The following is a 13,018-nucleotide window of genomic DNA, read 5'->3' on the forward strand; positions in this document are numbered from 1 at the left end:
CCTCCGCCGTGGGGGGGGGGGTTGGTTTGGGGGGGGGGGGGGGGGGGGGGGGGGGGGGGGGGGGGGGGGGGGGGGGGGGGGGGGGGGGGGGGGGCCGGGCCCCGGGCTCTCCCCCCTCCTCCCCCCGCCCCTCCCCACCCCACCCCCTCACTCCGGCAACTCCGGGCACTCCGGCCACTCTCTGGGCAATCCGGCCACTACGGTCTCTGGCCCCTCCGACCACCACAGTCACCAGCCACACCGGCTCACTACAGTCACCGTCCACCTCCCTCCCCGCGCCCCTTCGGCAACCGGATCAGGAACGTCGCGCCGAAGGACACCGCCGCCGCGCCCGCAGCCCACACCGGGACCAGCGACAGCTGCCCGGCCCTGCCGAGCGCCTGCGCCAGCAGCGGAAAGGTGCCGCCGAACAGTCCCGTCGCCACCATGGACGGCACCCCCATCGCCACCACCCGCACCGCCACCGGGAACAGCCCCGCGAACAGCACGTTCACCAGGCCGAGCGGCGCCGCGATCAGCACCAGGTAGACGAGGGTCACCAGCCACATCGGCAGCGCCCGATGCGCGAGCGCCAGCATCAGCGGCACCGTCCCCACGGCCAGCGCGCCCAGCCCCGCACGCAAGGTGCGCAGCGCGCCCAGCCGGTCGCCGACCCACCCGACACCGACCATCGCCCCGATCAGCACCAGCAGCGGCAACAGCATCGAAACCGCCGACTCGGTGTCCGAAACCACCCCCAACTGGTGTGCGTACTGCGGCAGATACGTGGTCCCGAAGTAGTACCCGACGGTGACGCCGAACGTGGTCAGGAACACCGCCACGCTGTTGCGCACCTGCGCCCGGTACAACGCGCGCCGCCCGGCACTCGTACGGGCAGCACCGCTCGCCCGTTGCTCGGTGAACTCCCCGCTCTCCTCGGCACCGCGCCGGATCCACAGCGCCGTCAGCCCCAGCACCGCTGCCACCAGGAAGCCGATCCGCCAGCCGCCCGCGGTCACGCCGCCGGTGCCGAGAGTCGCGAGCAACACCGTCAGCACGCCGAACGACAGGATGTTGCCGAGGATGACGCCGGAGTAGGAGATCGCGCTGTAGACGAAGCGCGTCCGGCGTGGCGCGGTCTCGGCGACATACGCGGCGGCACTCGAATTCGCGCCGCCCATTGACACGCCCTGCACCAGCCGCAACAGCACCAGCAGAACCGGCGCACCGGTCCCGATCACCCCTGCCGTCGGCACCACCGCGACCAGCACACTCGTCACCGAGGTGAGCGCCATGCCGAGCATCAGCCCGAAACGCCGCCCCCGCGCATCGCTGATCCGCCCCATCACGTACGAGCCGAAGGGCCGGACGATGAAGCCGACCGCGAAGCCCAGATACGCGCCCAGTACCGCCGTCACCGGATCGTCGCCGGGGAACAGCTGCACGGCGAAGTACGGCGCGAGAACGGCGTAGAGCGTCCAGTCGAAGGACTCGACGATCCCGCCTGCGGTGGCGGCGAGCAATGCCCTGCGGCCCGCCGCACCGCCCCGTCCCGGCCCTGTCCTACCGCCCGCCGCGCTGCCCGCGACCGCCGACGTCATCGCCTGAGGCAATCGCCTGAAGTCATCACCCACCTCTTCCCACGTAGCCCGGGAACCACCCGGATTCCGACAGTTCTTCACCCGACAGTTCCTGAACCAGCAGTTCCTGAACCAGCAGTTCTCGAACCGGCGGTTCCTGAAGGGGAGGGCATGCGGCTGAGCGTGGGCCCCGGGACCTACGGATTGCCCTCGGCTCGCAGCCGCAGCCGCAGCCGCAGCTCGCCCTGCCGACCTACCGACCGCGCCTCGCGCAGCGACCGCCGACGTGCCCTCTTACTGGCGCCCCTCCCCTCTACTACGGACGTCGCACCCGCGCCACCAACTCCTCGGCCGTATCCGGTCGGTAGCCCCCCCAGCTCGCGTGAGGGCGGCCCGGCCGCGTTCGTAAGATCACCTGGTGCCCGCTGACATATCGCTCACCGTCCTGTCCCTGCTGTGTCTGGCGGCTCTCACCGCCGGCTGGATCGATGCCGTCGTGGGGGGAGGCGGACTGCTGCTGCTCCCCGCGCTGTTGGTCGGACTGCCGCACACCCCCGCCGCCTTCGTCCTCGGCACCAACAAGTCCACCGCCATCGTCGGCACGACGGCAGCCGCCGTGACCTATCTCCGCAAGACCCCGATCGACGTACGCATCGCGCTGCGTATCGGCCTTGCCGCGCTTGCCGGTTCGCTCGCGGGGGCGTTCTTCGCCGCCGGTATCAACAGCGATGTGCTGCGGCCGGTGATCATGGTCATCCTCCTCGCCGTGCTCGCGTTCGTGCTCCTGCGCCCCGCCTTCGGGACCGCCCCCGCGCCGTCCGGGCCCGTCACCCGGCAGCGGGTGCTGGCGGCCGTCCTCCTCGCCGGACTGGGTATCGGCTTCTACGACGGCCTGATCGGCCCCGGTACCGGCGCCTTCCTCATCGTCGCGCTCGCCGCCGTCCTGCACATGGACCTGGTCACCTCGTCCGCCACCGCCAAGGTCATCAACGTGTGCACCAACATCGGGGCGCTCACGATGTTCGCCATCCAGGGCACCGTCCTGTGGCAACTCGGCGCTCTGCTCGCGCTGTTCAACCTCATCGGCGGCATGGTGGGCGCCAGGATGGCGCTGAAGCGGGGTGCCGGATTCGTGCGGGGTGTGCTGGTGGTCGTGGTCGTCGCCCTGCTGTGCAAGCTGGCTTTCGACCAGTGGTTCGCGGGCTGACCTCCCGCACGCATTCGCTGTGCCGTTCCGGACCCCGCGGAGGGGCTACCCCGCGACGCCTGCTGCCTCCGGGTGGAGTCGGCAGTGATACATCCGGGCCATGTTGCGCACCGGGGGAACCAGGCCCGCGACGCGGGCCATCATCCGATACCCCGCCGGCAGCCTCTCCCGGCCGGGTATCTGGAGTGCGCTGAGGGTCTCCAGCAGCTCCAGCCTCGGGCTCAGCCGGGCTATGCCGGCCGGTGTCGTGCCCCAGTGGAGCGTTGCCCCGGCGTCGGTGACGACACGGTTGATCCGCTGTGCCCGGATGGCGAACGGGCTGAAGGCGTCGAAGGCCAGCTCCCCGCTGGGCGCATGCGCCATCAGCCGCCGCAGCAGCGCCGTGCCGTCCGCCTCGGTCAGGTACATGAGCAGGCCCTCGGCCACGATCATCGTCGGCCGGTCCGACGGCAGGCTCGCCGTCCAGCCGGGATCCGTGACGGACGCGGGGATGCCTGTCCAGCCCGGCCGTTCCGGGTACAACTGGCGCCTCAGGTCGATCACTTCGGGGTAGTCGATGTCGAACCACCGCACGCCCGGCCCCGGATCGAGCCGGTGGACGCGGTTGTCCAGGCCGCAGCCGAGATGGACGACCGTGGCCTGCTCGTGCGTCGCGAGGAACTGCGCCGTCCACTCGTCCAGCTGGCGGCCACGCAGGGCGACGGCGCCCGCGTCACCTGCGTTTATCCGCACCTTGGAGAAGTCGTGATCGATGCGCCGCACCGCGTCCACGGCCGTCTGGTCGCCGAGGACCGGCCGCTTGGAGCGGCTGTCGATCGCCCTGCCGTAGAGCGTGGCGAGCAGGGTTTCCTGCGCCCCGGTCAGCGGCACCTTCGCTTGCGCCTTCGAGCTGTTCATGTCTGGAGTCTATGGAAAATTCAGAAAGATGTGAAGACTGGAAAGAGGATTATTTCAGAGTTGGGATGGGAGGGGTGGGCCGGCCCACCCCGTCAGCCCAGCGCGGTCGCCGAGCCGGTCGTCGCGGGCGGCGGTTCGGCTACCGCCGTCACCGCCGTGAGCAGCACCGCGCAGTCCTCGACGGCGCGCAGCCCGTGCCGCTCGTGCGGGATCGGCACGATCTCACCCGCCCGCAGCTCCCGGTTCCCGCCCGCCGCGGTCAGCCGTACCCGGCCGCGCAGCACCTGGAGGCTGGCCGCGGGCGGTGCGTTGTGTTCGTCCAGCGCGGAGCCCGCGATCAGGGCGATCACGGTCTGCCGCAGCGGCCCGTCGTGCAGGAAGAAGTGCGCGCTGCGGCCGTGCGCGGAAGCCTTGGCGTCGTCGAGTTGATCGCGGACGAGAACGTTCAGGTCGTTCCGGTCGTCGTCCATGGTGCGGCCTTTCCGATTCCGGGGCCGGCGGCGTGGCCTCCCATTCCATCGTGGACCGCGCCACGGCCGACGCAAGCCGGAGCACGGGACGGCGCCGCGCGGTCGACTTCCCCTGCTCGACCGGCATCCCGTAGCCGGTGCGGGGCGCCCCGACGCCGGGCCGCCGCCACCCCAGGCCGCCCGCCCCGCATCGGGCCGCCCCCGCCCCGCATCGGACCCCATCCGCCTCATCCACCCCACCCCCCTCCGCTCCCCGGACCGACGGCGACCGCTACGTATCGCCACAAGTACGCAATACGTACGCGATGCGTACGCGATAAGTACGCGATACGGAGCGCCCGGTGGCCCGAGTCGGCGTCGACCTCGCCCCGCCGCCGCCCGTACCCTGCGCATGATCGTTCTCGCCGCCAAGTGCAAGCCAAGCCAAGCGCAAGCCAAGCGCAAGCCAAGCCGCGGCCACGATCCCCGCCGCCGTCCCGAGCCCGAAGGGTGCGCATCCGTGACCGACCCGTACGAGCCCGCAGGCCCCGACGAGGGGCCGACCCGCTATCTGACCGTGATGACGACCACCGACAGCGAACGGAAGGCCGAGGAGCTGGCGCGTGGTGCCATCGAGGCCAGGGTGGCGGCCTGTGCGCAGATCAGCGCACCGGTGACCTCGGTGTACCGGTGGCAGAGCGCCGTGGAGACCAGCCAGGAGTGGCAGGTGCTGTTCAAGACCACGGCCGCCCGTTACGACGCGCTGGAGGCCCACATCCTGGCGGCGCACGACTACGACACCCCCGAGATCATCGCCACTCCGGTTGCCCGCGGAGCAGCCGGGTATCTGGCCTGGGTTGCAGAGGAGACCCGCTGACATGACACGACGACGGATGAGGGTGGCCGCCGCCGCGCTCGGCACCGGGCTCGGACTGTGCCTGGCCACCGCTTCCCTGAGCCAGGCCGGTGCCGCCCCGGGCGACGCAGCACCGTCCCCCGGAGCCACGGCCGTAACCCCAAGCCATTCCGGCACCCCAAGCCATCCCGGCGCCCCCAAAACCTCCCCGCGCATACTCGCCGCATCCGCCGACCCCACCTGGAACACCACCGAGGCGGCCGACTTCTGGACGCCCCGCAAGATGGCCGCCGCCGTCCCCGGGGGGAGCGTCACTCCTCGTTCCGCCCCGCACCGGGACGCTTCCCCGGACGCGTCCGTGAAGGAGACGTCCACCGGGAAGCCCGTCGCCGACGCCGCCACGCAGGGCCCCGGGCCCGCGGCGGGCGCCGCGCCCAACGCCCGGCACATCGACGGCATCCCGTCCGTCGGCGTGCTGTTCTCCGTGGACAAGGACTCACGGGCTCACTACTGCACCGCGAGCGTGGTGCGCAGCCCGCACCGCAACCTCATCCTCACCGCGGGCCACTGCAACCCCGGCTCGAACGCCGCCTTCGTCCCGCAGTACCGCTCCGGCGCGGCCAAGCAGCCGTACGGGGTGTGGGCGATCACCGGCTCCTTCACCTACCCGGGCCACGGCACCACGGGCGACGGATCGGACCTGGACTTCGCGTTCGCCACCGTCGCCCCCGACCGGCGCGGCCGTCGGATCGAAGCGGTGACCGGCGGCAACACCCTCTCCCCGACACCGGGTTACACCAACGACGTCTCCGTCATCGGCTACCCGTCCGTCCGCAACGACCCGGAGGACCGGGCCGTACGCTGCGAAACCCGCACCACCCGGCTCACCGGCCACCGCCAACTGCGCATGGAATGCGGCGGGTTCTACGGCGGCACCTCCGGGAGCCCCTGGCTGACCCACTTCGACGAGGACACCAGGACCGGCCGCATCATCGGCAACATCGGCGGCCTCAACGGCGGCGGACCGTCCGGCCCGCACGCGGACCGGACCTCCTACAGCCCGTACTACGGAATCGAACTCCTCACCCTGTACACCCGCGCCACCATGGCCTGAGCGCACAACACGGCCGCACGGGACCGGGCGCGAGGTGCGAGGCGCGGGGCGCGGGGCACAACACCGGGCGGCGGCGGGCGGTTTGAGGCCCCGGGGGCTCTGAGCCTCCGGGCCTTGCGTCCCCTGGGCCTTGCGTCCCCTGGGCCTTGCGTCCCCCGGGGCGCCCGCGCCGCCGCAGCCGTCGCCCCGGTCACCGCACCGCAGCCGCCGTCCCGGTCACCGCACCGCAGCCGTCGTCCGGTCACCGCACCGCCACCGCAAGGCCCTTCTCGCGCGGGCCCAGGAAGTGCGGGTCGGGCCGCAGCGCCGCGTCGGCCGCGGCCTTGCCCGCCGCGAAGATCTCCCGCACGCCGCCGTACGCCCAGGTCACATCGCGCGGCGCGGCGACACCGACCCCGTACGCGTCGATACCGGCCGCAGCGCACAGCGCCAGCGCCCGCCGGATGTGGAAGCCCTGGCTGACCAGCACCGCACGGTCCACGCCGAAGATCCGGTGCGCGCGGCTGCACGAGTCCCAGGTGTCGAAGCCCGCGTGGTCGCCGACGATCCGGCGGGCGGGCACGCCGTGGTGCTCCAGATAGCCGCGCATCGCGCCCGGCTCGTCGTAGTCGTCCCGGCTGTTGTCGCCGGTCACCAGGATCGCCCGGACCGTCCCGCGCCGGTACAGCTGGGCGGCGGCATCCAGCCGGTCGGCCAGGTAGGGCGAGGGCTCGCCGTCCCACAGCCCGGCCCCGAACACCACGGCGACCGGCGCGTGCGGAGCCGCGGCGACGGTGCGCACCCGAGGGCCGGCCGAGGTGTTCAGCCACGTCGCGGGCGCCAGCGCGAGCACCGTCAGCACCACCACGACCTGGTACGCACGCCGCCACCCCCGCCGGGTGCGTGGCAGCCGTATCCGCCGCATCAGCCCAGGCCCGCGCATCCCCGCTCCTTCGTTCCACCCCGCCAGGCCGCATCCCGTGCCGGCGGTCTCTCCGTCTCACGGGCAGCGACGCGGCACGGCCTGGCATGGTTGCAGGAGAAGCACCCGCCGCCCCGGGGAGGCGCCCCGCCCGGGGGCGCACCCGATGAGAGGAAGCCGATCCCGTGCGCGCGAAGCCCGTGGAGACGACGAAGCCGGTGGCCGGACGAGCCCCCGGTGCCTGGCCCGGATGCGTGCCGTCATGACCCCCGGCCCCGACCGCCTGCCGTTCTTCGTCTACGGAACGCTGCGCCCCGGCGGGCGCCACCACGCGCGGACCCTGCGCGGCAGGACCGCGTCGGAAGAGCCCGCCACGATCACCGGCGCCCTGCTCTACGACGGCCCCGGCTACCCCTACGCCGTCGCAGGCCCCGTTGACGCCCGGATCCACGGCGCCCTGATCACCCCGCGCGCCGCCGACCACGACGACGTGCGCCGCACCCTCGACCTCCTGGAGGGCTACACACCCGGCGGCCGGGACAACCTCTACGAACGCGTCGAAACCGATGCGGCCCGCTCCGACGGCCGGACCGTACGGGCCTGGGTGTACCTCGCGGCCGAGCCGCTCGCCACCCGGCTGCGCGCCACCGGCATCCCCGTCGAGGGCGGCGACTGGCCGGCCGGCGGCCCGGCTAACCTGGAGGGCTCCTCCCGAAACGAGGACCCTTCCGGTACCGGGAATCCCTCCCGCACGGAAGGGCCTTCCCGTAAGGAGGGCCCTTCCCGAACCGCAGAACAGGTGTGACCCGCGTGCCTTCCTCCCCGTCCGCAGCCCCCGCCCACCAGAAGCCGTTCCCCAAAGCGGAGCTGCATCTGCACATCGAGGGCACCCTGGAGCCCGAGCTGGCGTTCGCCCTCGCCGAGCGGAACGGCGTGACCCTGCCCTACGCCACCGAGGACGAACTGCGCCGCGCCTACTCCTTCGCCGACCTGCAGTCCTTCCTGAACCTCTACTACGCGCTGATGGCCGTCCTGCGCACCGAGGACGACTTCGCCGACCTCGCGGACGCCTACCTCGCCCGCGCGCAGGCCCAGGGCGTACGGCACGCCGAGATCTTCTTCGACCCGCAGGCGCACACCGCCCGCGGCGTCCCGATCGGCACCGTCGTCGACGGCCTGTCCCGCGCCCTGGACACCGCCCAGGAGAAGTACGGCATCAGCACCCGCCTGATCATGTGCTTCCTGCGCGACGAGAGCGCCGAATCGGCCCTGACGACCTTCGAGGCGGCCCGCCCGCACCTCCACCGGATCGCCGCCGTCGGCCTGGACTCGGCGGAGGTCGGGCACCCGCCGTCGAAGTTCCAGGAGGTCTACGCGCTCGCCAGGGAAGCCGGCCTCAAGTGCGTGGCGCACGCGGGCGAGGAGGGCCCGCCCGCGTACGTCTGGGAGGCCCTGGACCTCCTCGGTGTGGACCGCGTCGACCACGGCGTGCGCTGCATGGAGGACGAGCGGCTGGTGGCCCGCCTGGTGGCCGAGCAGATCCCGCTCACCGTCTGCCCGCTGTCGAACGTCAGGCTCCGCGTCATCGACGACCTCGCCGACCACCCGCTGCCCGCGATGCTGGACGCCGGGCTGCTGGTCACCGTCAACTCCGACGACCCCGCCTACTTCGGCGGCTACGCCGACGACAACTTCACCGCCGTGCGCGACGCACTCCGGCTGGACGAGGAAACGCTGCGCACCCTGGCCCGCAACTCGTTCCGCGCGGCCTTCCTGGACGAGGCGACCCGCGAGAAGTACCTCAAGGAAGTGGACGCGCACCAGGTGTAGGGCCTCCCGGGGCGGTCACGGTTGAGCACGCGCCACCGGGAGGGGCGGCCCGACCGCCCCGCCCGGTGGCCCCAACCGGCCGTCGCCCGGCGTGCGTTGTGCCTCCCGGGGCGCAGGGGCCCCACCGCGCGCCGGAGAACGCACCTGTTGCCGGACGGGAGCGAACCGCGTCCCCAAACCGGCCTGCCGCACGCCCGTCACGCCGGGGGCGCCCCCGGTTTCCGGCAGGTGACCGGAGCCTCGCACCGGCCCGTCCGCCCGCTGCGGGCCGCCGGTTACCCGGATTTCCCCGCCGGGATACGACGGGGCAACACCCGGCCGCGAGGCTCGGGCCATGACGGCGCCGACAGCACAGCAGCCACCCGCCGCGGCCACCGGCCCGGCCGCGCGCCCGCCCCGGCCACGGGGAACGGCCGTGAGCCGGGGCGCGCGTCCGGCCGGGGCCGTGGCACGGGCGCCGCACGCCCCCACGCTCGTCGCGGTCGCTCACGGCAGCCGCGACCCCCGCGCGCTGCGGTCCGTCCACGCGCTGCTGGCACGGGTCCGCGCGCTGCGCCCCGGCCTGCCCGTCCGGCTCGGCCACATCGAGCTGAACCGGCCGCTGCTCGCCGGGACACTCGACGGACTGCGCGGCGACACCGTCCTCGTACCGCTGCTTTTCGGCCATGGTCATCACGTCACCCACGACCTGCCCGCCGCGCTGGCCGCCGCCCCCCACCTGACCGGCCGGATCGCTGAACCCCTGGGCCCGCACCCGCTGCTCGCCGAAGCGCTGCACGGCCGCCTGACGGAAGCCGGGTTCACCCCGGAGGCCGGACAATCGCGCCCCGCCCCACAGGAGGCATGCCACCACCGGCCCACCCCGGGCCACACCGCCGTCATCCTGGCCGCCGCCGGCTCCCGCGCCCCCCGTTCCGCGGCCGGCACCGCCGCCGTCGCAGAGCTGCTCTCGGCCCGGCTCGGCGGCGTCCCCGTCCTGCCCGCCTACGCGTCGGCGGCCCGCCCCACCGTCGCCGAAGCGGTACGCGCACTGACCGCACGCGGCCACCACCGGATCGCCGTCGCCTCCTGCTTCACCGCCCCCGGGCGCTTCGCCGCGCAGTGCGCAGCCGACGCCCCCGGGACCGCGGCGGCGCCCCTGGGCGACCACCCCGCGCTGGCCCGCCTCGTACTGCACCGCTACGACCAGGTGCTCCTGGCGCGTAGCGCTTCCGGCCCCTACGGCACCGGGGCGGCTACCGTCGCAGTATGACGGGCACACCATCGAGCACCGGCCGGGACGCGGACCCCCGCGGCGCCGGCCCCGACGCCACCGGCGGGCCGGCCGCCGCAGGGCCCGCCGCGCGCGGGGACGCCCCGCCCGGCCGCCCGCCCGGCGCGCACGACGTCCCCGGCTACACACCGTCCGACGCCGAACGCTGGGTCGACGAACCGGACAAGCGCCCCGGCCGCACCGCCTTCCAGCGCGACCGGGCCCGGGTCCTGCACTCCGCCGCGCTGCGCAGACTCGCGGGCAAGACCCAGGTCGTCACCCCCGGCAGCCTCAGCCACCTCTGGGACGCCAGCCCGCGCACCCGGCTCACACACTCCCTGGAATGCGCCCAGGTGGGCCGCGAACTGGGCGCCGCACTCGGCTGCGACCCCGACCTCGTCGAGACCGCCTGCCTGGCGCACGATCTCGGCCACCCGCCGTTCGGGCACAACGGCGAACAGGCGCTCAACGAAGTCGCCGCGCCCTGGGGCGGCTTCGAGGGCAACGCCCAGTCACTGCGGCTGCTGGCCCGCCTGGAACCCAAGCGGTTCAGCCCCGCGCCCGACGGCAGCGCCGTCAGCGTCGGCCTCAACCTCACCCGCGCCGCACTCGACGCCGCCACCAAGTACCCCTGGCCGCGCGGCGCGCACCCCACCGACCCCGGCTCCCCGAAGTTCGGCGTCTACGAGGACGACCTGCCGGTGTTCGGCTGGTTCAGGCAGGGCGCCCCCGCGACGGAACGCAGCTTCGAGGCGCAGGTCATGGACTGGTCCGACGACGTCGCGTACTCCGTGCACGACGTCGAGGACGGCCTGCACGCCGGACACCTCGACCCCGGCCTGCTGCTCGCCGACCCCGAACGCGCCGAGATCTTCGACGTCGCCGCCGCACGCTACGCACCGGGCGCCGCCCCCGCGGAACTGGCCGCCGCCCTCGACCGCCTCCTGGACCAGGAGTGGTGGCCGCACGGCTACGACGGCTCCGCGCTCGCCCAGGCCCGCCTCAAGGACGCCACCAGCCAACTGATCGGCCGCTTCTGCCTGGCAGCGGAATCGGCGACCCGCGCCGCATACGGCACCGGGCGCCTCACCCGTTACCGCGCCACCCTGGTGGTTCCGGACGAAACCCGACTGGAATGTGCCGTTCTCAAGGCCGTCGCCGACCGCTATGTGATGCAACGGCCCGACCAGGAAGCGCTCCGCGCCGACCAGCGCATCGTGATCGCCGAACTGGCCGACACCCTCCAGGTCCGGGCACCCGTCGGCCTCGACCCGCAGTTCCGGTCGCTGTTCGACGCGGCGGACGACGACACCGCCCGGATGCGGGCCGTCATCGACCAGATCGCGGCCCTCACCGACGCCTCGGCCCGTAATCTGCACACCCGCCTCACCCGGCCCCCCAAAACACCGGGGGACAACCAGGGGTGACCCGGAAGGGGCGGACCCCCTTCCGTCCCCACGTTCCGTGCGGGACGCTCGGACACCACCGGCGCCACGGATGCGGCACCGGGCAGCATCGGACACCCAGGGTGTCGCCGCGGGCGACACCTCAGGTGACGCCGGGCAGAAGGGAAGGTAGACGGGAGGAACGGGGGAGCACATACCGGGGGAACACATCACCGGGGGACGATCGGGGACGTGCACGGCCGCGTGAGCGGGCGTACGGCACCGAGAACGAGGAGGAAGCAAGTGGTCGAAGCACACCAGACGTTCGTCATCGTCGGGGGTGGCCTGGCCGGCGCAAAAGCCGCCGAGACCCTCCGCGCGGAGGGCTTCACCGGCCGGGTGATCCTCATCTGCGACGAGCGCGACCACCCGTACGAGCGCCCGCCGCTGTCCAAGGGATACCTGCTCGGCAAGGAGGAGCGCGACAGCGTCTTCGTCCACGAACCCGGCTGGTACGCCCAGGCCGACATCGAACTGCACCTCGGACAGCCCGCCGTCCACCTGGACCCCGAGGCCAGGACCGTACGCCTGGGCGACGGCACCCTCATCGTCTACGACAAGCTGCTGCTGGCCACCGGCGCCGAACCGCGCCGCCTCGACATCCCGGGCACCGGCCTCGCGGGCGTCCACCACCTGCGCCGCCTCGCGCACGCCGAACGCCTCCGCGGCGTCCTCACCTCCCTGGGCCGCGACAACGGCCACCTCGTCATCGCGGGCGCCGGCTGGATCGGCCTGGAGGTCGCCGCAGCCGCCCGCTCCTACGGCGCCGAAGTGACCGTCGTCGAGGCCGAACCGACGCCGCTGCACACCGTGCTCGGCCCCGAACTCGGCGGCCTCTTCACCGACCTGCACCGCGAACACGGCGTCCGCTTCCACTTCGGCGCCCGCTTCACCGAGATCGTCGGCCAGGACGGCATGGTGCTGGCCGTACGCACCGACGACGGCGAGGAACACCCCGCCCACGGTGTGCTCGCCGCGATCGGCGCCGCCCCGCGCACCGCACTCGCCGAACAGGCAGGACTGGTCATCGCCGACCGCGCGACGGGCGGCGGCATCGCCGTCGACGCCGCGCTGCGCACCTCCGACCCGCACATCTACGCGGCAGGCGACGTCGCCGCCGCCGACCACCCCCTCCTGGACACCCGGGTACGCGTCGAGCACTGGGCCAACGCACTCAACGGCGGCCCCGCGGCGGCCCGCGCGATGCTCGGCCAGGAGGTCAGCTACGACCGCGTCCCGTACTTCTTCTCCGACCAGTACGACGTCGGCATGGAGTACTCCGGCTACGCCCCGCCCGGCTCCTACGACCAGGTCGTCTGCCGCGGCGACGTCGCGAAACGCGAGTTCACCGCCTTCTGGCTCGCCGAAGGCCGGCTGCTCGCCGGGATGAACGTCAACGTCTGGGACGTCGCGGGCCCCATCCAGCAACTCATCCGCTCCGGGCACCCGTTGGACGCCGAAGCGCTGGCCGATCCGGAGGTTCCGCTGGAATCGCTGCTGCCGTAGCG

Annotated in this window: 12 protein-coding genes; 8 read left to right on the forward strand and 4 right to left on the reverse strand. The window is 73.3% G+C overall.

Annotated features, from left to right (window positions below; translation table 11 throughout):
• Positions 1–254: 254 nt before the first annotated feature.
• Entirely contained in the window at positions 255–1,580 is a 1,326-nt protein-coding gene (locus ACIBK8_RS26700) for an MFS transporter (RefSeq protein WP_399044405.1), read from the reverse strand.
• 397 nt (positions 1,581–1,977) lie between these two features.
• Here ACIBK8_RS26700 and ACIBK8_RS26705 point away from each other — a divergent pair, with 397 nt between their 5' ends.
• Positions 1,978–2,766: a sulfite exporter TauE/SafE family protein gene (locus ACIBK8_RS26705; RefSeq protein ID WP_399044406.1), complete on the forward strand. Its 789-nt coding sequence runs from the start codon at positions 1,978–1,980 to the stop codon at positions 2,764–2,766.
• Between the two features lie 45 nt (positions 2,767–2,811).
• On the opposite strand, the gene ACIBK8_RS26710 is transcribed toward ACIBK8_RS26705, so the two are convergent.
• The gene (locus ACIBK8_RS26710; RefSeq protein ID WP_399044407.1) at positions 2,812–3,663 is read right to left on the reverse strand and encodes a class I SAM-dependent methyltransferase; all 852 of its coding nucleotides are present in this window, start codon (positions 3,661–3,663) and stop codon (positions 2,812–2,814) included.
• A 92-nt stretch (positions 3,664–3,755) separates the two neighbouring features.
• Entirely contained in the window at positions 3,756–4,133 is a 378-nt protein-coding gene (locus tag ACIBK8_RS26715; RefSeq protein ID WP_399044408.1) for a cupin, read from the reverse strand.
• 559 nt (positions 4,134–4,692) lie between these two features.
• Between ACIBK8_RS26715 and cutA the strand changes: the two genes are divergently transcribed.
• Both cutA and ACIBK8_RS26725 read left to right on the forward strand, forming a co-directional pair.
• Positions 4,693–4,989: a divalent-cation tolerance protein CutA gene (cutA, locus tag ACIBK8_RS26720; RefSeq protein ID WP_399044530.1), complete on the forward strand. Its 297-nt coding sequence runs from the start codon at positions 4,693–4,695 to the stop codon at positions 4,987–4,989.
• Between the two features lies 1 nt (position 4,990).
• Positions 4,991–6,082 (forward strand): trypsin-like serine peptidase, encoded by a 1,092-nt coding sequence (locus ACIBK8_RS26725; protein WP_399044409.1) that lies wholly within the window; start codon positions 4,991–4,993, stop codon positions 6,080–6,082.
• 241 nt (positions 6,083–6,323) lie between these two features.
• Here ACIBK8_RS26725 and ACIBK8_RS26730 read toward each other — a convergent pair whose 3' ends face one another.
• Positions 6,324–7,004 carry a vancomycin high temperature exclusion protein gene (locus tag ACIBK8_RS26730; RefSeq protein WP_399044410.1) on the reverse strand — a complete coding sequence of 227 codons (681 nt, stop codon included), beginning with the start codon at positions 7,002–7,004 and terminating at the stop codon, positions 6,324–6,326.
• Positions 7,005–7,233: 229 nt separating this feature from the next.
• Between ACIBK8_RS26730 and ACIBK8_RS26735 the strand changes: the two genes are divergently transcribed.
• The 5 genes from ACIBK8_RS26735 (at position 7,234) to ACIBK8_RS26755 (ending at position 13,016) form a co-directional block, all read left to right on the forward strand.
• Positions 7,234–7,788 carry a gamma-glutamylcyclotransferase family protein gene (locus ACIBK8_RS26735; protein WP_399044411.1) on the forward strand — a complete coding sequence of 185 codons (555 nt, stop codon included), beginning with the start codon at positions 7,234–7,236 and terminating at the stop codon, positions 7,786–7,788.
• Positions 7,785–8,813 (forward strand): adenosine deaminase, encoded by a 1,029-nt coding sequence (locus ACIBK8_RS26740; RefSeq protein WP_399044412.1) that lies wholly within the window; start codon positions 7,785–7,787, stop codon positions 8,811–8,813. The genes ACIBK8_RS26735 and ACIBK8_RS26740 overlap by 4 nt, the downstream gene beginning before the upstream one ends.
• Positions 8,814–9,147: 334 nt before the next feature.
• Complete coding sequence (locus ACIBK8_RS26745; RefSeq protein WP_399044413.1) at positions 9,148–10,065, forward strand: sirohydrochlorin chelatase; 918 nt, start codon at positions 9,148–9,150, stop codon at positions 10,063–10,065.
• Positions 10,062–11,492 carry a deoxyguanosinetriphosphate triphosphohydrolase gene (locus ACIBK8_RS26750; protein WP_399044414.1) on the forward strand — a complete coding sequence of 477 codons (1,431 nt, stop codon included), beginning with the start codon at positions 10,062–10,064 and terminating at the stop codon, positions 11,490–11,492. Before ACIBK8_RS26745 ends, ACIBK8_RS26750 begins: the two co-directional genes overlap by 4 nt.
• 261 nt (positions 11,493–11,753) lie before the next feature.
• Positions 11,754–13,016 (forward strand): NAD(P)/FAD-dependent oxidoreductase, encoded by a 1,263-nt coding sequence (locus ACIBK8_RS26755; RefSeq protein WP_399044415.1) that lies wholly within the window; start codon positions 11,754–11,756, stop codon positions 13,014–13,016.
• Positions 13,017–13,018: the final 2 nt, after the last annotated feature.

This window comes from Streptomyces sp. NPDC050161, assembly GCF_044460025.1.
Taxonomy (GTDB): Bacteria; Actinomycetota; Actinomycetes; order Streptomycetales; family Streptomycetaceae; genus Streptomyces.

Coding starts and splice junctions, on each gene's coding strand:
- ACIBK8_RS26725 (WP_399044409.1), top strand. CDS start 4,991: ATGACACGACGACGGATGAGGGTGGCCGCCGCCGCGCTCGGCACCGGG.
- ACIBK8_RS26730 (WP_399044410.1), bottom strand. CDS start 7,004: ATGCGCGGGCCTGGGCTGATGCGGCGGATACGGCTGCCACGCACCCGG.
- ACIBK8_RS26750 (WP_399044414.1), top strand. CDS start 10,062: ATGACGGGCACACCATCGAGCACCGGCCGGGACGCGGACCCCCGCGGC.
- cutA (WP_399044530.1), top strand. CDS start 4,693: ATGACGACCACCGACAGCGAACGGAAGGCCGAGGAGCTGGCGCGTGGT.
- ACIBK8_RS26745 (WP_399044413.1), top strand. CDS start 9,148: ATGACGGCGCCGACAGCACAGCAGCCACCCGCCGCGGCCACCGGCCCG.
- ACIBK8_RS26710 (WP_399044407.1), bottom strand. CDS start 3,663: ATGAACAGCTCGAAGGCGCAAGCGAAGGTGCCGCTGACCGGGGCGCAG.
- ACIBK8_RS26700 (WP_399044405.1), bottom strand. CDS start 1,580: ATGACGTCGGCGGTCGCGGGCAGCGCGGCGGGCGGTAGGACAGGGCCG.
- ACIBK8_RS26715 (WP_399044408.1), bottom strand. CDS start 4,133: ATGGACGACGACCGGAACGACCTGAACGTTCTCGTCCGCGATCAACTC.
- ACIBK8_RS26735 (WP_399044411.1), top strand. CDS start 7,234: ATGCGTGCCGTCATGACCCCCGGCCCCGACCGCCTGCCGTTCTTCGTC.